At 44.5% G+C, this 24,326-nt stretch carries 16 protein-coding genes; 6 read left to right on the top strand and 10 right to left on the bottom strand.

The window, feature by feature from the left end; translation table 11 throughout:
• Position 1: 1 nt before the first annotated feature.
• On the bottom strand, positions 2-1,570 hold the full coding sequence (gene hutH, locus GQF63_RS04685) for a histidine ammonia-lyase (protein WP_160367958.1): 1,569 nt from the start codon (positions 1,568-1,570) through the stop codon (positions 2-4).
• A 78-nt stretch (positions 1,571-1,648) separates the two neighbouring features.
• On the opposite strand from hutH, the gene GQF63_RS04680 reads away from it, so the two are divergent.
• The 3 genes from GQF63_RS04680 (at position 1,649) to GQF63_RS04670 (ending at position 8,947) form a co-directional block, all read left to right on the top strand.
• Positions 1,649-2,539: a LysR family transcriptional regulator gene (locus GQF63_RS04680; protein WP_160367957.1), complete on the top strand. Its 891-nt coding sequence runs from the start codon at positions 1,649-1,651 to the stop codon at positions 2,537-2,539.
• 73 nt (positions 2,540-2,612) lie between these two features.
• The gene (locus GQF63_RS04675; RefSeq protein WP_160367956.1) at positions 2,613-2,993 is read left to right on the top strand and encodes a transposase; all 381 of its coding nucleotides are present in this window, start codon (positions 2,613-2,615) and stop codon (positions 2,991-2,993) included.
• A 272-nt stretch (positions 2,994-3,265) separates the two neighbouring features.
• Positions 3,266-8,947: an alpha-2-macroglobulin family protein gene (locus GQF63_RS04670; RefSeq protein ID WP_160367955.1), complete on the top strand. Its 5,682-nt coding sequence runs from the start codon at positions 3,266-3,268 to the stop codon at positions 8,945-8,947.
• A 62-nt stretch (positions 8,948-9,009) separates the two neighbouring features.
• Here the strand turns inward: GQF63_RS04670 and GQF63_RS04665 are convergent, their stop codons facing one another.
• From GQF63_RS04665 to GQF63_RS04650, 4 genes are all read right to left on the bottom strand, one after another.
• On the bottom strand, positions 9,010-11,250 hold the full coding sequence (locus GQF63_RS04665) for a sodium-translocating pyrophosphatase (protein ID WP_160367954.1): 2,241 nt from the start codon (positions 11,248-11,250) through the stop codon (positions 9,010-9,012).
• A gap of 119 nt (positions 11,251-11,369) precedes the next feature.
• Complete coding sequence (locus tag GQF63_RS04660) at positions 11,370-13,289, bottom strand: RecQ family ATP-dependent DNA helicase (RefSeq protein WP_246163310.1); 1,920 nt, start codon at positions 13,287-13,289, stop codon at positions 11,370-11,372.
• A complete protein-coding gene (locus GQF63_RS04655) occupies positions 13,273-15,330 on the bottom strand; it encodes a ComEC/Rec2 family competence protein (RefSeq protein WP_160367952.1) in 2,058 nt (685 codons plus the stop codon). Before GQF63_RS04655 ends, GQF63_RS04660 begins: the two co-directional genes overlap by 17 nt.
• On the bottom strand, positions 15,324-17,366 hold the full coding sequence (locus GQF63_RS04650) for a helix-hairpin-helix domain-containing protein (protein WP_160367951.1): 2,043 nt from the start codon (positions 17,364-17,366) through the stop codon (positions 15,324-15,326). The genes GQF63_RS04655 and GQF63_RS04650 overlap by 7 nt, the downstream gene beginning before the upstream one ends.
• A 341-nt stretch (positions 17,367-17,707) precedes the next feature.
• Here GQF63_RS04650 and GQF63_RS04645 point away from each other — a divergent pair, with 341 nt between their 5' ends.
• Positions 17,708-18,370: a Rossmann-fold NAD(P)-binding domain-containing protein gene (locus GQF63_RS04645; RefSeq protein ID WP_160367950.1), complete on the top strand. Its 663-nt coding sequence runs from the start codon at positions 17,708-17,710 to the stop codon at positions 18,368-18,370.
• A gap of 80 nt (positions 18,371-18,450) precedes the next feature.
• Here the strand turns inward: GQF63_RS04645 and gyrB are convergent, their stop codons facing one another.
• On the bottom strand, positions 18,451-20,409 hold the full coding sequence (gene gyrB, locus GQF63_RS04640) for a DNA topoisomerase (ATP-hydrolyzing) subunit B (protein ID WP_160367949.1): 1,959 nt from the start codon (positions 20,407-20,409) through the stop codon (positions 18,451-18,453).
• Positions 20,410-20,620: 211 nt separating this feature from the next.
• Here gyrB and GQF63_RS04635 point away from each other — a divergent pair, with 211 nt between their 5' ends.
• A complete protein-coding gene (locus GQF63_RS04635; protein WP_160367948.1) occupies positions 20,621-21,229 on the top strand; it encodes an OmpH/Skp family outer membrane protein in 609 nt (202 codons plus the stop codon).
• A gap of 595 nt (positions 21,230-21,824) precedes the next feature.
• On the top strand, positions 21,825-22,730 hold the full coding sequence (locus tag GQF63_RS04630) for a CorA family divalent cation transporter (protein ID WP_160367947.1): 906 nt from the start codon (positions 21,825-21,827) through the stop codon (positions 22,728-22,730).
• Here the strand turns inward: GQF63_RS04630 and tsaB are convergent.
• Genes tsaB through rpmH form a run of 4 tightly spaced genes read right to left on the bottom strand, consistent with a single transcriptional unit; the run spans position 22,725 to position 24,285 of the window.
• A complete protein-coding gene (gene tsaB / locus GQF63_RS04625; protein WP_160367946.1) occupies positions 22,725-23,435 on the bottom strand; it encodes a tRNA (adenosine(37)-N6)-threonylcarbamoyltransferase complex dimerization subunit type 1 TsaB in 711 nt (236 codons plus the stop codon). The two genes, GQF63_RS04630 and tsaB, sit on opposite strands and share 6 nt — an antisense overlap.
• Positions 23,436-23,441: 6 nt before the next feature.
• On the bottom strand, positions 23,442-23,696 hold the full coding sequence (yidD, locus tag GQF63_RS04620; protein ID WP_160367945.1) for a membrane protein insertion efficiency factor YidD: 255 nt from the start codon (positions 23,694-23,696) through the stop codon (positions 23,442-23,444).
• Complete coding sequence (locus GQF63_RS04615; protein WP_160367944.1) at positions 23,659-24,066, bottom strand: ribonuclease P protein component; 408 nt, start codon at positions 24,064-24,066, stop codon at positions 23,659-23,661. Before GQF63_RS04615 ends, yidD begins: the two co-directional genes overlap by 38 nt.
• Before the next feature lie 60 nt (positions 24,067-24,126).
• Positions 24,127-24,285: a 50S ribosomal protein L34 gene (gene rpmH / locus GQF63_RS04610; RefSeq protein WP_160367943.1), complete on the bottom strand. Its 159-nt coding sequence runs from the start codon at positions 24,283-24,285 to the stop codon at positions 24,127-24,129.
• Between the last annotated feature and the right edge of the window lie 41 nt (positions 24,286-24,326).

Genomic DNA, 24,326 nt, shown 5'->3' with positions numbered 1-24,326 from the left:
ATTAGAAGTTTTCAAAATAAGTAGCACCCTCGCCTAAATATTCAACCTGCTTTGCTATTGCAGTGTCTTTGGCAACTTGTAACAATTCGCCGGACTTCACCATCGCTAAGGATTTATCCAGGATATCCGTCATCGGCTGGTCTTCCTCAATATGCGGAATCTGACTGCGAATATGCTGATGGATAGCTTCCACGATTGGCGTTGATTGCAGGGGTTGATGGTAATCTTTTGCTTGTGCAGCACACAATAACTCGATACTCAAAATCTTATCGACGTTATCCAATACTTGCAATAACTTTCTTCCTGAAATAGAGCCCATACTCACATGATCTTCCTGTCCTAAAGAGGTCGGAATACTGTCGGCACTGGCCGGGAAGCATAGGCCTTTATTTTCGCTGGCTAATGCTGCTGTACTGTATTGCAGAATCATAAAACCAGAGTTTAAGCCTGTTGCTTTCATTAACAATTTAGGAACTCCATTGGTTTCACCTTCCAGCGATAAGTAAACACGACGGTCGGAGATATTCCCCAATTCTGAAACCGCCAAGGTAGCATAATCTAAAGGCAAAGCAATCGGCTGGCCATGGAAAGATCCGCCACTGATAGTGAGCTCATTATTGATGATAATCGGATTATCGGTTACCGCATTAATCTCCGTTTCTATGATTTCCTTAAAGTGTAACCAGGCATTGCGGGAAGCGCCATGTACCTGCGGAATACAACGTAAGGAATACGGGTCTTGTACGCGAGAACAGTTTTTATGCGACTCCAAGATTTCCGAACCATTTAGGAGGTTGTAAATGCTGGAAGCCACAAATACATTGCCTTTATAGGGTCTTAAGGCATGCAATTCTGCGTAGAAAGGTTTGATGGAACCATTTAACCCTTCAATCATAAGGGTAGCAATTAAATCGGCAGTATTGAGCAAGCGGCTCATCTCGACAACCGCCTTCACCCCATGGGCTGCCATAAATTGCGTCCCATTGATTAGGGCTAACCCTTCTTTAGCGCCTAGGTGCACCGATTCTAGGTTATAGCTGGCCAACACCGTAGCTGTGTCTTTAATTTCTCCTTGATGCCATACTTTGCCCAAGCCTATTAAAGGCAGAAACAAATGGGATAATGGCGCTAAATCGCCAGATGCTCCTACAGACCCTTGCTTTGGAACAACGGGGATAATATCTTCCTCGATATGCCAGATAATGCGTTCGATGGTACTCAACTGCACACCGGAGTATCCTTTGGCCAAGGCTTGCACCTTCAGGATGAGCATAAGCTTACTCAATTCCTTCGCAATCGGCTCGCCAACACCAACGGCATGGCTTTTCAGGATATTCTCTTGTAACTTTCGGGTATCATTCGCATCGATTAATGTCGTACATAACGGTCCGAAACCGGTGTTAATACCATAGACTACTTTCCCTGCATCGACAATTTCTTGTACATATTGTGCACTTTGGTTGATTTTAGCAATCACTGTATCGCTAAGAACAGCTTTGGTTTCTCCATGGGCAATAGAAACTGCGATAGAACTGTTCAGAAAATCTTCTCCGTATTTGAATGTATTCATATTAATTTACTGTGTCTTTCAAATTTACCCGCTATATTTGATAATTAATAATATCAAAACTATCATCAATTGATAACCATGAATTATCAAATAGAACTTAGACATCTGTTATATTTTAAGACTGTTGCTGAGGAATTACACTTTCGAAGAGCCGCTGAGCGTCTATTTATTGCTCAACCCGGCCTCTCTCGTCAGATCAAACAGTTGGAGGAATATTATCAAGCTCCGCTCTTTATTCGGGATAAGAAAAAAGTGGAATTAACCCCTGCTGGCATCTACCTTAAAAAGGAAGTGGATCATCTTTTTAATCAATTGGGAAAGATGAAGGATCAGGTGGAAAAAATTGCCGAAGGCAAGTTAGCATCCCTAAAGCTAGGTTTTATAGGCTCTGCTGTACAGGCTATTCTACCGCAGTTATTGGTAAACTTAAAGCAACAGCAACCCCTCATTGACATTACCCTCAATGAGCTATCTAATGAAGTGCAATTGGATAAACTCGCGAAAAATGAACTAGACTTTGGTTTTGTTCGCATCAAAGATACGCCGCCAGGACTGCAATCTATTCCGATTCTAACCGATCATTTTGCGCTGGTGTTACCCAAGAACCATCCACTCGCTAAAACCAAAAAGGTGAATTTACTCGACTTTCAGGAGGAATCCTTTATTTTGTTTTCAAAGGAATACAGCAGCTCCTACTACGACTTGGTGATGAGTATTTTTAAGGACCATGGCTTTCAGCCCCATGTAGCATTAAAAACTGTGAATGCCTTAAGTATCTTCAATTTGGTGGCACAAGGTTTAGGAGTAGCCATTGTGCCCTCCTCCCTCAAAAAAGGCTACCATACGCATGTAGATTTCCTCGAGTTAAGCCATATTCCCCAACGGACTACCCTATCCCTATTATGGAATCAGGAGAACCGAAATCCGGGGATTACTGCGCTCTTAGCAATCGTCCGGAAGATGGAGTAACAAGACTGTTCTCTTATTAATTAAATAACCATTTCTTAACTTGTATATTTCATTAAGCTCTTATATTAACTACATGAGAGTTAGCAAGCATATACGAAAAAACATTCCTTTAGTAGGTCATGATTGCACCTCGGCAGGATATGCGTTCATTACGATTTGTATCCAACATCAATTGTTTTTACTCGGTGAAATTATCCAAGATAAACTCTATCTATCTGCCCATGGCGAACGGGTGAAAGCCTGGCTTTTGAAGTTTCCGGAGAAGGGTCCTATCTGCCCCGTTGATGAGTTTGCCATCCTCCCTGAGCATATTCATTTTTTCTTAATAAACAATGACCAGATTAAACAGCTTAGTTTAGTGCAGCTGATGCATTGGTTTTCAACTATGCTGGCCGCGGAGAACCTGCAGCAGTTCAATAGTTCGAATAAGCGAGCTTTTGAGAAGCATTTGTAGGGAAATAAAGTCAATGAATTCCATTTATAATTAGTATTTAATAAAGTAAATTCAAGAGGATTTGAAACAATAATCCTCTTTTTGTCGTATATTCCTATTATCACCAATTATTTTTTATTCGCCTTATGGAATTACCCATTATCTTGCATCCATCTGGAAAACACTCATAACTGTTTTACATGAATACATCATTTATGCGAAAAGTCTATTCACTTCTAATCTTGTTGTTCCCCTTATTTATTTACGGGCAGACAACTACTAGCAAAGACATTATGGAAAAATGGAAAGAAGTAGACCGCTTAATTTCCATTGGGAATTATGAACAAACGCGGCCCTTATTAACCGACATTAAAGCCTATGCTATTCGGCAAAAGGATAATCCTTTATTTATGCGGGTCTTTCTTGCCGAGTCTACGATCCTTCGGGTGAATCAAACGGAAGAAGGTCGATTTGAGCTCGGCCAAAATCATTTTCACAACTATCTCCATCAAAGCAAAGATCCGGTTCTCCAAAGTCTGTTAACCAATTTCTACGCACAGTTTTTGGAGGCGAATATATACATACATTTAAGCGACAGCAAAAATAGCTTTTTGAAACTGTCCCAGGATAAACGCCGAGAATGGATAGACTCCCTATACCAGAAATCCTTAACCGCGAAACCCGCCTTATTAAAACAAAAGATCGCGACTTGGGATACCCTCTTTGTGCAAAAGGAAAACATGTCGCTAACCCCGACCCTTTATCATTATGTGGCGAGTCAATACCTGGAATTCTTAAGCAGCTCCCCAGCTAATAAAAAGCTACGAACCACCTTATTAGACGACCTCATTGCGGTCTCCAAGCAAGGTAAATATGCAGATGCCCTATCCTACTTATTGGCAGAAAAAATAAACAGAAATGAACTAAGTACAAAAGCATTCGAACTGGCCTATGAAAAAATCATTGCAGAAAACAAAAGTGATTATAATGCTTATTTGTATTATGAAATAGCTATCCGCTATCAGCAAGAAGATAAATTAGTAGATGCTTTACGCATTACTAGCCTAGCTCGTGATGCTTATCCGAAAAGCAAATGGCTCAATAATGTAATTAATCTGGAAAATGAAATTAAAAGACCGGACTTACACATTCGCCATAAAAACATTGAACCGGCCGAAAGCTATACCCCCATTCATGTTGACCATAAAAATATGGAGCAGCTCTATATCCGGGTCTATAAAACACCAAATGGATTAAAATCCTATAAGGAAGGGAAAGTCCAACGCGACTCCATCAGTCAATTAGTATCCGTAAATGCGGACTTATCCTATGAGGAAAACCTAAAACTTAAGCCATTCAGCGATTACAAACGTCATCAAACGATTTACAAACTGAATCCATTGCCCTATGGCAGTTATGTGATCCTATTCTCCAACAACAAAGAATTCAAAGACGATGGTCTTTTCAACAGGGTTTCTGAATCCAATATCGCTATCTCTGATGTTTACATGACCCCATTTGACAACAGCGCTGAAGAAGACAAAAAACAACAGCAGAGTTTCCTGTTGTTAAACCGAAAAACAGGCTTGCCTTATGCCAATAAAAAACTGGACCTCTACAGTATTACTAACGAGAAGCCTGAAAAAATAGCTTCCATTCGATCCGACAAAAATGGCCTAGCCCTGTTTACCGCTAATACGCCGAAAATATGGAATGCTTTAGCCGATTATAGTGTCTATATTCCAGAGGAAAAGCAACTCCTTGAATTAGATGAATTAGGCGAATCGTATTACCGAAACATGGATGAAGATGAAGCGGGAACAAATGCGATGATTCTGACCGATCGCGCCATTTACCGGCCTGGTCAAACGCTACACTATAAGGTAATCCTCTATAACAACGATCCCAAAAAGGGAAAAGTTCTTCCCGAGCAAAAATTTACCTTGAAGCTTTTTGGTGCCAATGGCCAACAAATAGATTCGGTGGAATTAAAGAGTAATGCATACGGTTCAGGTCATGGACAATTTAACATCCCTACAGAAATTTTAAATGGACGTGCGTTTTTACAGGTTTTTATAAACAAGGAACGAATTTCAAGCAGTTCCATTATGGTCGAGGAATATAAGCGGCCAACGTTTAAAGTTGAATTCGAGCGAAACACGGCAACCTATAAGCATGAGGACACCGCCATCTTCAAGGGGAAAGCGATGATGCTTTCCGGCGCACCTTTAATCAATGCCACGGTTAAATACAGCGTGAAGATCAGCAGCTATGGTCGGCAATATAAAAACTTCACCTTAATAGACAGCAGTCTGCTAAGCGGTCCGAAGGGACAATTCGAAATTCGCATCCCATTATCGGACACTGCACTTCAAAAGTTAGAAGATTTCCAGATTAACATCCAAGCCGATGTGATTAATCAAACTGGCGAGATGCAAAGCTCCTCAGCCTACTACAGCTTCCGCAGCAAACCTTGGAATCTCTATATCCAATCGCCTCCCCTCATTGGATCTGGCAAATGGAAGGAAATCCAGGTGCATACCAGCAATCCGAATGGCGAAAAATTACCGATGCAGGGAACTGTACATATTTATAGATTGGATACTGGCGACAAGGCTATTTCCAATGAAGCTAGAAATTACTTCACCCAAGCGGAATATCACTTACTGAGTCCGTCGGAATACGAAAAGTACTTCCCCACAGCCTACGATAAAAAGCAACAAAAGGACCCTAAAAAGATCCTAATCGCTACCTATTCCTTTGACAGCAAAGACACGAGTTTGGTAAAAATTGATAGTAATCTATTTACGCCAGGAAGCTACAGCATTGAAGCAGAAAGCATCCAAGGAAAAGACAGTATCAAGGCGCAGGCCATTACGCATGTTTTTGATGTAGCTACGAAGAAATATAATAAGCAAACGTTTCTCAATGTATCCTTGGATAAGGAAAAATATACCATAGGCGAGGCATTCACGGTGAATATTCAATCCGATGTTCCGGAGGCTAAGGGAGCCTACTTATTACGGGTAAAAAACAATAAAAAAGAAATAGTTGCTTACCTGCCGTTAAAAGATGGAAAAGCCTCCTATAGCAGTAAAATAACACTCGACGATACTTATCCTGCCATAGATTGGACGGTCTTCATGATGGTCAATAACCAGGCAGAATACCAAGCATTCCAAGTACCACTGAGCCGGGAGGACAAGAAAATAACGATTAAGACCAGCACTTTCCGGGATAAAATAACCCCTGGACAAAAAGAGAAATGGAGCTTTAACATCCTATCGAAATCCAAAGATCAGTCGGCAGAGGTGTTAGCCAGCATGTACGATGCTTCCCTAAATAAATTCCAGGAATTATACTACGATGATAGCTTTGAACTTGCGCATCGCTTTCAAACCGTTCATTTTTATAACCTGCTATCGCAGTTTCAACAGCAGGTCAATTCTTACCAACAATTCGGCCTTCAACCGCAATTAGATTATATGGGTGGTTATTTACCAGGTCTAAATAATTATAATTTCTGGGGTTCACCGCACTTACAACTGCGAGGAGCTGTTATGCAGCGCTCAGATTCGCAAGTGGAATTCCATGAAATGTCTCCCCAGGGCTTGGCGGGAAAAACGGCTGGCCTCACCTTAGATGAGGTCGTGGTGAATGGTATATCAGCGGACGCATCGTTTAATAGGAATGTAACTGAAGAAACAGTTGCTCAAGACAAACTGGATACGCAGCCTAAAAAGGCTCCCGACCTCAGTCAGGTCCAAGCTCGTAGCAATCTCCAGGAAACGGCCTTTTTCTTCCCGACCCTTTACAGCGATCAGGATGGCCAGGTGTCTTTCGAATTCGACAGCCCTGAAGCGCTCACCCAGTGGAAGCTCATGCTCTTTGCGCATCAAAAAGATTTGCATGCAGGTACCGCCAGTTTCTATAGCCTTACTCAAAAAGAGCTCATGCTGCGTCCGAACTTGCCGCGCTACTTCCGGGAAGGCGATGAAATTACCCTAAAAGCACAGGTGCAAAACCTGAGCAAGGATCCACAACAAGGTTCCGCCCGTTTAGAATTCATCAACCCTGTAAACAATCAGGTTATTTCTGAGCTGTTCTTGGTTGATCCGGCCGATCAAGCGTTTCAGGTAAGCGCAGAGAACAATCAAATCCTGAACTGGAAGGTCAAAATTCCTGCGGGTTACCCAATCATTCAGGTTAAAATGGTCGCTGCTTCACAGGCCTTTTCTGATGGTGAAATCTTGGAGTTAGCTATTTTACCTAATAAGGTATTGATCACCGATACGGAAAAGATCATCCTCAATGGAAAAGAAACGAAAGATTATACCCTTTCCGGACAAGGCAAAGAGAATCTACAAGCAAAAATCCAATTGCAGAGTAATCCAATTTTAGAGATTATTTCAGCCCTGGATTACTTGAATAACTACCCGTATGAATGCACCGAACAGACCAGCAGTAAATGGTTTGGAATAAAAATGGTAGAATACATCAGCAAGCATTATCCAGCAATTGCCACCTATTTCAAAGAAATCAAAGCCCGCGATACCCAAGGCCGATTGGAAGCTAACAGCAGCCTTGCGAGCTTAACCTTACAAGAGATGCCTTGGTTGCGTGATGTTCAAGGCGATGAGAAAAAGCTGCAAGCCTTAGCCGACCTATTCAACAGCAATCTGCAAAGCCAACTCCGCGACCTGGAATCTAAACTGTTCCAAAGCCAACTGGAGAATGGTGCATTCCCTTGGTTCCAAGGCGGAAAAGCAAACACAGATATCTCCGTTCGCATTTTGGAAGTAACAGGTAAAGTCTTACGGTTGGATAAAAGCTTAGTCAATGCAGGCATGCAGCAACGTATGCAACGCTTGCTGACTTACTTAGATGCCGATACGGTTATTTTCAAACCTAAAGCTTCCAGCGAAACCGCCTTAAACTACTTGTATGCGCGCCATTACTGGAACGGCTTAACGCCACTATCTGCGGAACAAGCACAAAAGCTGAAAGCGAAAATTGCGCAAGCACCATTAATTACGGCAAATAGCCCGGCAGGAAACGCCGCACGCGCCTGGGTGGTAAACCAACTGTTTGGCGCCGGAAAAGAGTCTCAGGAGCTTAAAAACCGTATCCAGCAGGAAGCTATCTTCGATAAAGACCGCGGAACATACTGGCCTTCCAACGATCGCCAATACAACAGCATCAGTTTACAAAGCTACCTGGTTGAGGCTTACAAATTGGTAGACCCATCCAAATTGATGGAAATCACCCAATGGTTATACTATAAGAAAGAAGCAAATTACTGGCGCAGCACTTGGATGACGGTCGATGCCATCTATGCGCTCTTATTAGCAAATAATCCACAAGACTTTGTACTCAGCAACAGTGTGCAGGTTTTGGTAGATCAGCAAGCAATACAGTTGAATGAGGCATTCTTAGGCCAAGTTTCCAAGCAGTTCAGCGCAGAAGAACTGGCCAGCAATAAAACCTTGAAGGTTAAGAATGAGAATGATCGCCGGATTTATGGCAGGCTCTACCATCAGTACTTCCTTCCTGTAGAACAGGTACAAGGTTCCGTGCATGAACTACGCATCAGTAAGGAATACCTAGTCGAGCGCCAAGGCAAGTGGGTAGTAGCAAAACAAGCAAAACTTGGCGAACGTATTAAGGTGAGAATTACTTTAATCAACGACAAGCCTTTGCAATATGTGCATGTTAAAGATAGTCGCCCATCCGGCGTAGAACCGATCTATCAGCCTTCAGGCTACAAATGGTATATGGGTTATTATTTCACGCTGAAAGACGCTTCAACCAATTACTTCTTCGATTTCTTACCGAAAGGTAAGCGAACCTTAGAATACGAGGTTACAGCCAACAACATCGGACTGTTTAACTCCGGAATTAGCCAAGTGGAATGTATGTACGATCCAACGGTAAATTCCCGAGCAAGCAATGTGAAACTCGAAATAATAGAATAAATGTGCAGCTTGAAATTGTAGAATAATAAAAAACCCGGTGTTTCCACCGGGTTTTTTATTGCTTATTTCTTGAGGGAAGGATCGGTATTCAATACGATTACCTTTTCCTTAGTTTCTACTTTTTGTTTCTTTGCCTGTTCGGCTAAATGATGGCCACCTAATATCGGTGCAATCACCAGGCCTACCAAACAGGTCAATTTAATCAGGATATTCATAGAAGGCCCGGAAGTATCTTTGAACGGATCCCCAACGGTATCCCCAGTTACGGCAGCTTTATGCGCATCCGATCCTTTGAAAGTCATCTCGCCATTAATCATAACACCAGCTTCAAACGATTTCTTCGCATTATCCCAAGCACCACCGGCATTATTTTGGAAAATAGCCCATAGTACGCCAGACACCGCAACACCAGCCATATAGGCACCAAGAGCCTCAGGCCCCATAATAAAGCCCACCAAAATTGGCGTAATGATGGTAATAGCACCTGGCAGCATCATTTCACGTAAGGCTGCTTTGGTCGAGATATCCACACATTTCCCGTACTCCGGTTGCCCGGTTCCTTCCAGAATCCCTGGAATCTCACGGAACTGACGTCTTACTTCGTTCACCATATCCATGGCTGCCTTTCCTACAGATTGCATGGCCAATGCCGAGAATACCACCGGAATCATACCACCGATAAACAAGGCTGCTAATACATCGGCTTTAAAGATATTAATACCATCAATGCCTGTAAAAGTTACATAGGCCGCAAATAAGGCCAGGGCAGTCAAGGCCGCCGAAGCGATGGCAAATCCTTTACCAACCGCGGCGGTTGTATTCCCTACCGAGTCTAACACATCGGTACGCTGTCTTACTTCTTTTGGCAATTCGCTCATTTCAGCAATACCTCCGGCATTATCGGCAATAGGTCCGAACGCATCAATCGCTAATTGCATAGCCGTTGTTGCCATCATGGCCGAGGCGGCAATGGCCACTCCGTAGAAGCCTGCTAAGGAATAGGATCCCCAGATGGCGAAGGCGAACAACAACACCGAAGAGAAGGTAGATTTCATACCCGTTGCCAATCCCGCAATAATATTGGTGGCAGCACCGGTAGAGGAATTCTGTACAATATTCAAAACCGGCTTTTTACCTAAGCCCGTATAGTATTCAGTAAACGATGAAATCAAACCACCCACGGCCAAGCCTACAATGGTAGAGTAAAAGATATTCATCCTGGAAATCTCTTTAATCCCTTCACCGAAGAATTTCATATGAATAATTTCCGGCAACATGTATTGTATTAAGAAGAAACAGGCCACAACGGTTAACAGAATAGAAACCCAGTTTCCTATGTTTAATGCTTTTTGCACTTGGGCTTCTTTCGCATCGTTATTCGTCACTTTTACGAAGAAAGTTCCGATAATAGAGGCTAAAATTCCCACCCCGGCAATAACAATCGGTAAGAGGATGGGGCCCATGCCATTGAAGGCATCTGTATAGGTTCCACCGGTTGCTTCGGCCATGTCTTTGATGATGTAATTTCCCAACACCATCGAGGCCAACACGGTGGCTACATACGAGCCGAATAAGTCGGCGCCCATGCCTGCTACGTCGCCCACATTATCACCTACGTTATCGGCAATGGTGGCTGGATTTCGAGGGTCATCTTCCGGAATACCGGCTTCCACTTTCCCCACTAAATCGGCACCCACATCCGCGGCTTTGGTATAAATACCACCGCCAACACGGGCAAATAAGGCAATAGATTCAGCCCCCAGGGAGAACCCTGCTAAGGCTTCCAATACCAGGGTCATCTCTGCATAGAACGATCCGGTTTGGGTGACAAACATTTTAAGGAACAATAAAAAGAAAATGCTTAGGCCTAACACCGCCAATCCTGCAACGCCCAGACCCATTACGGTTCCACCGGAGAAGGATACTTTTAAGGCTTGCGGCAGGCTGCTGCGGGCAGCTTGCGTGGTGCGCACATTCGCCTTGGTGGCAATGCGCATGCCTATATTTCCGGCCAATGCCGAAAAGAAGGCCCCAAAAATAAAGGCGACCACAATAATCCAGTGGGTGGTTTCCACTAAAGTCGATACCACAAACAGCGCAATAGAAGCAATAACCACAAACACCAACAGAATACGATATTCCGCTTTCAGGAAGGCCATGGCGCCTTCTTGAATACTTTTGGAAATAAACTGCATCCTGCTTTCTCCAGCATCTTGCTTACCAACCCAACTGGCTTTGCTCATCATAAAGAGTAAACCCAGTACGGCTAGAGCTGCGGGTAAATAGATAATAAATTGTTCCATAGAAAGTTTATTTGGTTTATCTTTAAAGGTATCAAATTTTTACATCAAAAAATGCATGCTGGGGAACATTTTTTAATGGTACAAATCTAAAAACTAAGGGAATAGCGTATATGCTGACCTTAGAATACAGGCCAGGAATAAAGGTTCTCGTGGAGGACGACTTCTTTCGCGTCTAGGAGGTTCCGAAGCACCTGCAGGCGCATGTCTTCTTTCCCTATTTCCAAGGAATCAATCAGCTCATGTAAGGTCATGGGCTTCTCCAATAAGCGTTGTTGAATTTGCAATCTTATTTTCTCGGCCTGTTCCGTTTTAAAGTTGCGGGTTACACATAAGTCGCACACCCCGCAAGGCTCCTCACTGACCTCGCCAAAATAATGCTGCAAGGCCAAACTTCGGCAGTCCTTCGTATCCAAGTAATGGTAAATGGCCTTGACTTGCTCCTTCTTAAACTCCTTCCGTTGGGCAATAAAACCCATATCGATATGGAGGTTTTTATAGTCAACGCGCGCTTGTAAGAAGGTCAGTTGAGGCTTGTCGGTCTTGGCCAAATAACTGGCAATCTCATACTGCTGCATCATTTGAAACATATGTCGCACCTCATCGATAGACTTTCCAATCTTCTTGGCCAATTCAAACTCATTGATCGGCACATAATAATCGAAGACACCACCATATATACGCAGGATCGCCTTTATCAAGTTATCGTAGTTGGCACTCCGCACCTGAAATTTATAGAGCTCCTGAAAGTCTACTTCAAATTTTATACGCGCCGGAATATACACCGCCTCGGTGAGTGACAGCCATTTATCGCGTTCCAAAAACTTCAGCGCACTCATGCATTTCAGCAGTTCCAATTTATACTTTTTAGCAAACTCCACCACATCGAAGTCAAAGGTCATCCCCTGCCCTGCACCCAAGGCAATCTGGAAATAATTCGCTAGGTAATGGTAAACTTGTTGAATAAATTTAAAGTCCGGAAAGCTGAGTTCGACATGCTCCCACAATTCGTCCCGATCGGCCTGCTGATACAGTAAAACCGGATAGGCTTTCTTCCCATCCCGACCGGCACGGCCAGCTTCCTGGTAATAGGCTTCTAAGGAATCGGGAATATCTAAATGGATCACAAAACGTACATCCGGTTTATCGATCCCCATGCCAAAGGCATTGGTGGCCACAATAACCCGAATCTTGTTCTTCGTCCAGGCCTCCTGCTTTTGCATCCGATCGGCCATTTCCATACCGGCATGGTAATAATCGGCGGGTACCCCATGGTTCAGCAAGTAGCGGGCAACCTCCTGGGTCTCCCTTCGATTCCGAACATACACAATCCCCGTTCCCCCCATCTTTTTAATGACCTTGAGCATGCGCCCCATTTTATTTTCCTCATTAAAAAGCATGTAGCCCAGGTTCTCCCGTCTGAAGCTCTTTTTAAACACATTGGGCTCGGGGAAGCCCAGCTTTTCCTGAATATCATCCACCACAACGGGTGTGGCAGTTGCGGTTAAGGCAAGCATAGGCACCTTGGGGTGCAATTCCCGAAGCTTACTCAACTCCAAGTAGGCCGGACGAAAATCATAGCCCCATTCCGAAATACAGTGGGCTTCATCAATCGCCCAGAGGTTCACCTTCATATGGCGAATACGCTCCTGCACTAAATCTGAATATAAACGTTCTGGAGAGAGGTATAGGAATTTAATATTGCCGAAAATACAATTATCCAGGGCGATATCGATCTCCCGCTTCGACATCCCCGAGAAGATGGCAATCGCTGGAATCTGTTTCTTGCGCAGGTTTTCTACCTGATCTTTCATTAAGGCAATCAAGGGACTGATGACAATGCATATCCCTTCTTTTAACAGGGCAGGCACTTGAAAACAAATAGACTTGCCCCCACCTGTAGGCATTAAGCCCAAGGTGTCCTTACCTAGCAATACTTCATGGATAATTTCCTCCTGTAAGGGTCGGAATTTATCAAAACCCCAGTATTGCTTTAAGATCGAAAGACTCGTTTGTTCCATGCGTTTATCTCTTCCAAACATACGCAAAATTATCCTTCAATAGGTAGTACGAGCGGTTTAGACGGGTTAATTTCTGTATAGACTCCTGAATATAGAGGTTTGAATTGCTCCCATCCAATAGGATGCAAGCCCTGGGCAAATCCTGCTCCTTCCAACGTGCATTATGCCGCAGCAACACCCAATCTACAGGTTGAGAATAGCTGCAACGTTCATTACAAATCAACATCCTTTTTTGAGAACCCAGCTGCAGGATCACATTTCGCTCCTTCGGTACTTGGGTAAAATGAATATCCCTAACCTGTGCATATTGCCCCAAATCCGCCCAGGTTGAAAACCGAAGGTTTACCTGCTGCAAAGAATCATAGCTGCTAAAAAGCTGAACCCTACCCTGGTCTATCCAGGAAACAGCAAGCTCCTTGCCTACCTGGTAAACCTTGCAGGCTACAGTTTGCTTTCTCTCCAAATGGCTTACCTGCATCCAAACTAGAAGACCTAGCGCAAGTAGCATGCTGCCATTCCAAAGCCTAGCCGAACGAAAGCGAATGGCCATCAAAATCAAGAACAACAGGCAATAGCCCAGCAGCAATTGTCCGGCATTCACATAAATCCCCTGCACATTGGCCATAGGCAGCCCTTCCAGCCAACGGAGCCCCTGCAGGCTGTAGGCTATACTTTTATCCAATACCAAACCTAGCCATGTATTGAGTCCTTCGAAAGGGCTGCCCATCAACAATAAGGCAACAATCAGGATTATACTCGCCGGCAGGTTCATCCATAAATTCCCCAATAGGAAATAGGTTGGAAACTGTTGAAAATAATAGAGCAGCAGCAGGCAGGTGCTCAACTGCGCAGACATACTGATGGAGGCAATGGCTACGACTTGCTGCAGGACATAGGTCTTAGGAAAGTAAAGTTGCTTGGCCAAGGGGTAGCCTAGCATAATTCCCAGGACAGCCAGATAGGAAAGCTGAAAGCCAATATCGAACAGCAGCAAAGGATCGAAAAGCAGGAGTAAAAAAGCAGTACAAGCCAGGATGTTCAAGCCCTGTTGATCTTTGCACAGCCAGCGGCCCAACAGCCAAAAGCTATACATCAAACTAGCCCGAAGTACCGGCGCGGCCAAGCCGCAAAGCCAGGCAAAGAGCCAAACCAAAGCCATGGATAGCACATAGCGATAGCTTTTCCCCGCCGGAAGAAGGTCCAAGGGTTTCAACAAGAAATTGATAAACAAACACAAAAGGGCGACATGCATGCCAGACACACTGAGGATATGAATAGTTCCCGTGCTGATAAAGGTTTGCAAGGTAGCAGGATCTAAATCCGAACGATAACCAATGCTGAAGGCCGCAGCAATAGCGGCATGCTTAGGTTCTTTCAAATACCTTTGCAACTTCTGAAACAACTGCTGCTGTTGTGTTGCACGAAAAGCAGTGAAGGGCCAATTCGCTGTTCCTTTTTTATGCTGAAAGGAGCCCGGCCCAAACCATAGCTGCGCACTTATCCCCTGCCGTTTTAAATAGGCCGCATAGTTAAACGCCTTCGGGTTTTTAGCTGGACTTAAAGCTTGAGGCTTCCCCCAGATGATTAAGGTATCAGCCATTTGCCATTGGCAGGGCGCTTCCAGTTCCATGCTTTTGTTTTTATGATAATGTGCCAGCAGCTTTGGCGTCCTCCTAAAAACATGAAGGCTATCGTTTTGGTAATAACCCAAGATACGCACCTGTAATTGCCAAGTGTTTCTCCTTTCTATAGGCATGCTTTCAATCAGGCTTATCCAAGATGCACGGCCTTCCACTTGGCCTAAAACCGAAGGACGAAGCTGTGCTAAGCCATGCCAAGCCCCCAGCAGAAAAATCAGCAGAAAATAAACAAGCTCCCTTGGCAGCCTTTTCCCGATGGTCTGTAAAAGCAAAAGGACAACCGCAAGCATGGCCAGCAAGAACACTAAGGAAGTATCGCTCAAAATCCCCCAATAAGACAGCGCAATGCCAAGCATAAAAGGCACCAATAGACGCACAAAAGCCAGGCTTTTAAAGGATAGGGAAACAAGGGGGCTTACCATTGATAACGGATTTGAAGTTTCAGGGTATTGCGCTGATTGCCATAGGTGGCATCTAATCCCGTTCCCACTTCCGTTAAACCCACATAATGGCTTAAGCCATATTTAAACCAAATGCTAAGCCGCTTATTCCATACCCAACGCTGGTTGAGGTAAAAACGAAAACCTTCCTGATAAAAGAATGGAAAAGAAAAAGCATACAATACATCGCGTTCATAGGCAAATAAGCGGGCTTGATAGCTATCGGCATAGAAATAGGCCAATCGAAAACCGGTACGCCAGCGCTTGCTAAGACTGGTCCATTGCCATTCCTGGTAAATCAAACGACCCCATTGCTGCGCTTCGCCGTCCTTCTGAAAGTGAAGCACTTCCAGGCGTTGCAAAAACTCCCAAGCTGGGCTCAACTGATATTGCGCATGAAACCGCAGCTGCCGCTTTTGCATAACAGCCAGCTCTTCCTCCCGCTTTAGGATCGCTGCAAAATTCTCCTCGCCCTTGCGCCACTGTGCCCGCAGGGATAGATAGCCCTTTTTGTACCAGATGTACCGGACTTGGCTATAGGCCTGCCAACCCCGGCTGGGGAAGCGCGCTCGAAAGCGTGGCGCAGGATAGTCCTGCATATCCAAGGAACTATGCCACTCCCATTTTCGCGAAGGATGAAACGATAGGGATAGCTGCAAGCCCTGCTCATTCCCTAAGCTGGCCTGCTGTCCATAGCCCTGCGCATAGAAATGCTGATAGTCCGGATCATAGCTGCGATAGCTCCAGCTGGCCGACCAGGAAGGTCCCAAGGCCGCCAACAGCCCCAGCTGCCAGGCCGTTCCTGCACCTAGGGCATGTGCCGCTTCCCCAAAGAAAAAGAGATTCTTCCAGGAAAAGTGACTATGCAAACCCACTTGATGCAGCTGCTTTCCACGGAACCGCCCGGCAAGATAAGGTCGATCCTGGGGCACAAGCGGATATTGCAACCTAGTTCCCATATAGGTAAGGCCGAGGCGGAAGCCCTGGGATTCCCACTGCCCTAAGGCTCCCCACAAACCTTGCCTCAGAGCCTTCCTGTTTCGAAGCTCCGTGGCTGTACGATGCAAACCACTGTACTGAATACTGCGAACGATAGGTGCATCGCCCGCTGCATCTACCCTTGCGGTAAGGTGATGGTACGAAACAAAAGGGCTAACAGAAAAATTGCCCTGCTGCCAAGTAAAGGCTGCTCCACGTAAAAACCGCGACTCCATTAAACCCGAATGTGGGCGCAGGCCTGCACCCACGCGAATGGCGCGCCCTAGCACTCCTGCGCCATGGTAGGAAGCACCTGTCCATAGACTTAACCCTTGCCCAATCTGCATATGATAATCCCCGATTACCAACTTTTTAAAGGGGCCTATATCCTTACCAAAAACAGAAGCACTGTAATGATCGAAGCCTTTTAATCCATAGCGGGCGAAGGGCTCCCCGGCATCCTTCTTGGCTTGCAAACTGAATTGCACATGGGGCAATAGCTGCTGCCTTAAACGGATAGCCACGCGGTCGGGGCTTCCCAAATACTTCAGCCGCTTCGGATCGCTGATCTGGTAGCCACGGGCAAGCTCCAACTGCCGCTGATAGCTCAGCATCATATAGCCCTTTACAAGCCCCGTCCGGGCCCTTACCTGTTTTAGCGCATTCCCCTGCCCTATGCGCACATAAGGCAATAGCATTTGGATAGTCTGCGCATCAAAAGAAGGTATACCTTGCAGTTCCAGCATGGATGAAAATGGCCCGAGGGCTTCCCGATGGCTAAGCAACTGGTTAATTTGATAAGCTTGCAGAAAAAATAAAGCTTCAAGCTCGCTGCGGCTCGCAGTATTGAGGTCTAATGGCCGCTTTAAATAGACCGCTATGGCCTCCCAATCTTCTACGGAATAGCCATCTGCAAGTTCCTCATCGGGAAGATTTTGCTGCTGCAGTTCGGTCAACTCTTCCGATGTTTCCTGTGAAACAGCTTGCCAAACGCAACTATAGGCAAGCAGGGTCAATAGGGTATAGCACAAGACACGCATAGAAACAGAGCTAATTCACCCATAATTTAAGGCATCCCTAGCCTAAAAATCATCGCAGGAGCAAAGATTAACCGATTCATAACAGCCCCTTAAATCGTTTGCACTCGGCATCTCTAGCTGGCAACCTAGTGATAATTGCCACTTAACAACTACAAAACAGAAGGTTTTGAAGGCTCTTTTTATTTTTTTTCAAAACTGCGTTCCCATTTCCATTTTCTAGTACAAGATTTGATAAAGAAAAATTGTACCTGTTTTATTTTAGATCACACAAATTAGAGGAGCGAATAATGAGCAGGGTTTTCAGGTACAGCATAAGTTTTTCGCATTCAAACCGTATCGACATGAAAATAAAGGTAATCATCACCGGTGCAACAGGCATGGTGGGCGAAGGGGTACTACAGGAATGCCTTCAAAACCCGCAGGTAGAACAGATTCTCCTGATCAATAGGAAGCCTATCGGCTATCAGCATCCCAAAATAAAAGAGCACTTGCTGCCCGATTTCTTTAACCTGAATGGTTTGCAGGAAGAACTAAGAGACTACGATGCCTGCTTCTTTTGTTTGGGTATTTCTTCCCTAGGTATGAAGGAGGAAGACTATAAGAAAACGACCTACGACCTTACCCTCAATTTTGCGCAAGCCTATGCCCAAGCAAAACCCCAAGGGATATTCTGCTACGTCTCCGGAGCTGGCACCGACAGTAGCGAACAAGGAAACAGCATGTGGGCTCGGGTAAAAGGAAAAACAGAAAACGACCTGCTAAAGCTGCCCCTACAGGTTTATAATTTCCGACCGGCTTTTATGAAGCCTTTCAAAAATGCGAAGAATGTAAAAGGAATATTAAAAGTGATCACGGGCTTATACCCTATTTTACGCCCCTTTAACCGCAGCTATTTCCTCACCCTCGAAGAGGTGGGTAAAGCCATGATTAATGTCAGCATTCACGGTTATGCAAAGCACATCTTGGAAACCAAGGATATCGCTTTTATGTCCAACACCAAATAAATCTGCCATAAAAAAAACAGAACAGACCAATCTTGCGGATTGGTCTGTTCTGTTTCAGGGTATTTTCGAAAGCCTAAGGCTTAAATATCAATTTTCGCATATTTTGCATTGCGCTCGATAAACTCACGACGTGGTGCAACTTCATCACCCATCAACATCGAGAAAATACGATCACATTCTGCGGCATTTTCAATCGTTACTTGGCGTAAGGTACGTCTTTCCGGATCCATCGTCGTTTCCCACAATTGTTCCGCGTTCATCTCACCAAGACCTTTATAACGTTGCACGTGTACAGAGTCCTCTTTACCGGCACCTTTTAAGCGTTGAATCGCTGCTAAGCGCTGATCTTCTGTCCAGGCATATTCAAATTCCTTCCCTTTCTTCACCATATATAATGGCGGGGTAGCAATATAAACGAAGCCACGCTCTACCAATTCCTTCATATAACGGAAATAGAAAGTCAACAAGAGGGTTGCAATGTGCGAACCATCCACGTCGGCATCCGTCATAATAATCACCTTATGGTAGCGAAGTTTATCGGTATTTAAAGCTTTGGAATCTTCCGCTGTTCCGATGCTTACGCCTAATGCGGTAAACATGTTCTTGATCTCTTCGTTTTCATAGATCTTATGCTCCATGGCTTTTTCCACGTTCAAGATCTTACCACGCAACGGCATAATCGCTTGGTACATCCGGTCGCGGCCTTGTTTTGCGGTACCACCCGCCGAGTCTCCCTCGACTAAGAATAGCTCACATTTTGCCGGGTCGTTATTGGAACAGTCGGCCAATTTACCGGGTAGACCTGATCCCCCCATTACCGTTTTCCGTTGCACCAACTCCCTTGCCTTCCGTGCTGCGGCACGTGCCTGTGCGGCAACAATCACCTTCTGCACAATAAGCTTCGCTTCTTTCGGGTTCTCCTCTAAGTAGGAACTTAAAATCTCACCTACCGCCATATCTACGGCGCCCATCACCTCGGAGTTTCCAAGTTTGGTTTTGGTTTGCCCTTCAAATTGTGGCTCGGCAACTTTAACGGAGATTACCGCCGTCAATCCTTCTCGGAAGTCATCCCCTACGATATCGACTTTTAAGTTCTTCAATAGGCCGGAGTCATCCGCATATTTTTTCAAGGTACGTGTCAATCCACGACGGAAACCCGCAACGTGAGATCCTCCTTCAATGGTATTGATATTGTTCACGTAGGAATGCACGTTTTCAGAATAGGTATCGTTGTATTGGAAGGCCAATTCAACTGGCACACCTTGCTTGATACCTTCCACATAAATCGGGTGGCTGATGATGGATGAACGTGTTCCGTCTAAGAAGTTTACAAATTCTTGCAAACCACCTTCCGAGAAGAACACGTCTTGCTTAACGCTGCCATCGTCCATGGTCTCGCGTTCGTCAATCAAGGTTAAGCGGATTCCTTTGTTCAAGAAAGCTAACTCGCGAAGACGATTCGCCAGGGTATCGTAATTGAAAACCGTGGTGGTGGTAAAGATTTCCGGATCCGGGAAGAAGGTCACAATCGTACCTGTCACATCCGATGTTCCGATTTCTTTAACATCAAACTGCGGTTTTCCTTTTTGATATTCTTGGACAAAGATCTTGCCCTCGCGGTGTACTTCCGCACGTAACAAGGTAGATAGGGCATTCACACAGGATACACCTACCCCGTGCAAACCGCCAGACACCTTGTAGGTATCTTTATCAAATTTACCCCCCGCGTGTAATACAGTCATTACAAGCTCTAGGGCTGATTTATTTTCTTTTTTATTGATTCCTGTTGGAATTCCACGACCATTATCGCGTACAGAAATAGCATTCTCTTTGGTAATGGTGACAACGATATTATCACAATAGCCAGCTACTGCCTCGTCAATCGAGTTGTCCACTACCTCATACACCAAGTGGTGGAGGCCTTTCACACCGGTATCACCAATATACATGGAAGGGCGCTTACGCACAGCTTCCAAACCTTCCAATACCTGAATATTGTCTGCTGAATACGTTGATGGATTTTTATTTTCTTCGCTCATGAAAATACCTTAGAATTACATTGTTTAACTTTCAAAAATACGAAAAATTAAGCTAATTATCAAACCTTATCCCCCTAAAACGAAGGCTATATTCCGGGAGTTTTTTTGCACATATCCACATCCTTTTTTTTCAGCCTTTTCCGCCAGCCACTATAAAATTTAATTTTTTTATCTTAGGTTTGTCGTTTATAAAATTGAAAAACACAGCAGAATGAATAAAATAGTAAAATTAACACTAGGGGTGTTAGCGACAGCAGCGGTTGTTGCATGTAATCAACAAGGCGAAACCAAAGCAACAAACCCGGCAGCACCTGCCGCAACAAGCAGCACCGAAGTAAAACAAGAGAAAATTGTTTATGTAAATTCTGACTCTCTTTCAGAGCAATACCAATATTTCAAAGATATCCGTGCGAAGCTGGAAGCTAAAGTGAAGAAAGCACAAACCGACCTACAGTCTAAAAGCCAAGCTTACCAACGTGAAGTTGCCGACTACCAACAAAAAGCCGGTACCATGAGTGCAACAGATCGCCAAGCAACAGAAGAGCGTTTGGTAAGACGTCAGCAAGAATTGCAACGCCTAGACCAAAACGCGAGCCAGTCCATCGCGCAAGATGAAAACACCGAATTCAATAAAGTGTATACCAGCATCACCGATTACTTGAAAAAACACGCCGAAGAAAACGGGTATAAATTCGTGTTAACTTACTCTAAAACAAACCCTGCTGTGCTTTACGCAGATCCAAACGCAGATATCACAAAATCTGTAATCGGCGAACTGAACAAAGAATACAAAGCTACGCAAGCCGCAGAGAAAAAATAAGCAGGTAATACTACTTGCGAAAAGGCAGGCCAATGGAGATTTCCATTGGCCTGTTTTTGTTTTGTTCTAATCACTTTTTCATCGTGCTGTCATCGTGCTGTCATCGTGAGCGGAGTCGAACGACTGGTACGTCAGTACGATCACCTTGCCATCAATTTGCCATCGCGTTGCCATGGCGTTTTATTACTTGCTATCATCGCCCTGCTATGACGCTTTTTTACGTACTGTCACTCGCTTCTAGAGCGCGTTATTACGTGCTGTACTAGGTACTGTCATCGTGAGAGGGCAAAATGTTTGCAAAATTTATTGGACGGTAATGAAATGGAGTCGGTATTGCTGATTGCATTGACGTACCAGTCGTTCGACTCCGCTCACGATGACAGCACGATGACAGCAAGAAGAAAAGCTAATACCACCCCAACCTCCCCCATTTCCTACCCCATTGCAAAGGGGATTAATACGGCTGTGAAAGGGGAGTGAAAGGGATCTAAAATGCTTCAACACAAAAGCTGTCTTAATCAAAAACCATAGCAAGCCTTAACATTTTCCCTTTGATTTTCCCTAAAAACTGATTAATTTCAAGCTGCATTGTACTATGGTAAGACAAATTTTATACAAAGAGCAACATGGCTTCGATTGGTTTGACATCGTGAACCCGATTATGGCTGATTTCGAGACCTTAAAACCTCGCTATAACCTCAACGACGCTTCGATTAAGGACTGCCTGGAAACGGGACACCTGCCTAAGATTGAGGAATTTGACCATTACCATTTTCTGATTATCCGATTCATTGCCGAGGACTTCCCGGAGAGCTCGGATCAAATGGTGGAAATCACCAATCGGATTTCTATTTTTTACGATGCAGACTTCCTCATCACCGCCCATCGCAATGAAATCCCGATGTTGGAGGAATTAGTAGCCTTGGATAAAAGCAATAAGAAGTTTAAATCGAGCAAGAGCTTAATCAACACCTTGGTATCCTCTTCGCTAAAGACTTTCGAAAACAAGGTGATGAACAACCTATCGGTTAAGCTAGATGAGTACGAGGAGGTGGTTTTCCTGCACAATCGTCGTAAGCCCTTCCTGAAGCGCTTGTATTACCTGAAGCGACAGATTGACCTGATTCGGATTATCCTGACCTTCTACAAGGATATTGTCGATTATTTCCATATGCCGGAATACCAGAACATCTATACGCAAGATTTGCGCGACCTGTACTCAAGGACCAGCACCCTGTATCGGAATATTGGCGAGAATACTGCCCAGCTCTTATCGATCTATTTCAATATCGAATCCAACCATACCAATGAGATCATGCGGACACTGACCATCATCTCGGTATTCTTTATGCCTTTAACGTTTATCGTGGGGGTTTACGGCATGAACTTCAAATTCATGCCTGAACTGGAATGGTATTATGGCTACCCGATGGTTATCGGGGCCATGTTTGTGCTTTCCCTGATTATTTACATCTGGTTTAAGCGAAAAAAATGGCTATAAGAATGGCAACTTCTTCGGCGTGCTCAGCATAAATTCTTTCAGGTAATAAGGCTCAAAATAAGCCACATCTTCAAATTGACCCTGCTGATACTTGGCATAGGCTTCCGCATCTTGAAAACCTGCTACACTATCAAATGCCGGAACAACCTGAATGCGCTCCTCGCCTTGAAATAACGCTTCAAACTTATCAGCACCCGAACCAAACAAGATCAGTGTATACCCTTCTGCCAAATAAGTATCAAAACTCTGCCGATCGACAATCAAAGCTTTGGTTTCTTCCAACAGCTCGCCATTAGCTTGCAGCAATTTAGTATAAACCTCCTGCCGACGGGCATCGATCATCGGTAAAAACAACTGTTTTCCTTCCGTTTGGGAATACTGTTGTCGGAAGCCCATAAACATGGCATCTAAGGTATTGATGGCAATCAAGGGGATATCCAGGGCGTAGCATAAGCCTTTGGCAACTGACACGCCGATGCGCAAACCCGTATAAGAACCCGGTCCTTTACTTACCGCTACGGCATGCAATTGCTGCATACTAACCTGCGCCTCGCTTAACAACTGCTCGATAAAGCAGGTTAAGGAGCTGGCATGCATATTGGGCTCGGGGCCTAATAGGCTATGGATAGTTTCTCCGTTTTTAGCAAGGGACACCGAACACAATGGTGTGGCGGTTTCAATGGATAGGATATAGATAGCTGACATGATGTATTAAGGTACAGGATCGTGGCCATGACCACCCCAGGGATTACAACTGACGATGCGTTTGATGGTAAGCCAGCCGCCCTTAAAAGGGCCGTATTTTTGAATGGCTTCTTTACCATATTGGGAACAGGTGGGCGTATATCGGCAATTGGCACCCAGGAAGGGTGAGATAAATAGCTGATAGAAGCGGATAATCAACAAAAAGAGAACCTGTAAAGGTTTCTTAATGATCTTTTCCCATAGGAAGCGCAGCAAGTTCATGAGTTAATTTTAGCATTAGCTGTTTCATCTTGACCTGCAGTTCGGCAAAGGGGATTTCCTCCTTAGCAACATACTGTATGGCCAACAGCAAATGTAGGGAATGTTCGTTCAAAAACGTATAGAGTTCCTGTTTTTCGTAGCGATAACATTCACGCAACAAGCGCTTCAAGCGATTGCGCATAACGGCCCGCTTAAAACGACGTTTGGAAACAGAAACAATAACTTGTGCAGGTTGGGGCAAAGCGTCGGTAGCTACGCTATAGATGACCCGGAACGGATACACAACAAAAGAAGAACCATTATGGAAAAGGTCGTCTATCAACCTTTTGCTGCATAATCGTTCTTCTTTAGTAAATGTATATTTTTTCATCTCCATGAATAGATCCGGCACATTTAAGCTCGGCCCACTGTTCACCGGAGACCGAATAGATTACCCTTTGTGGCGGCCTTCGTCAGAAACCGAAAGACGTTTTCTACCTTTAGCTCTACGAGAAGCTAATACTCTTCTACCATTTGCAGAGCTCATACGCTCTCTGAAACCGTGTTTATTTCTTCTTTTTCTTTGTGAAGGTTGGAATGTTCTCTTCATGACGCTCTTATGCTTGTTTTAATACTTTTAATCAATTTCTC

Source organism: Sphingobacterium humi (genome assembly GCF_009768885.1).
Taxonomy (GTDB): Bacteria; Bacteroidota; Bacteroidia; order Sphingobacteriales; family Sphingobacteriaceae; genus Sphingobacterium; species Sphingobacterium humi.
This window is presented reverse-complemented; position numbering and strand designations above follow the sequence as displayed.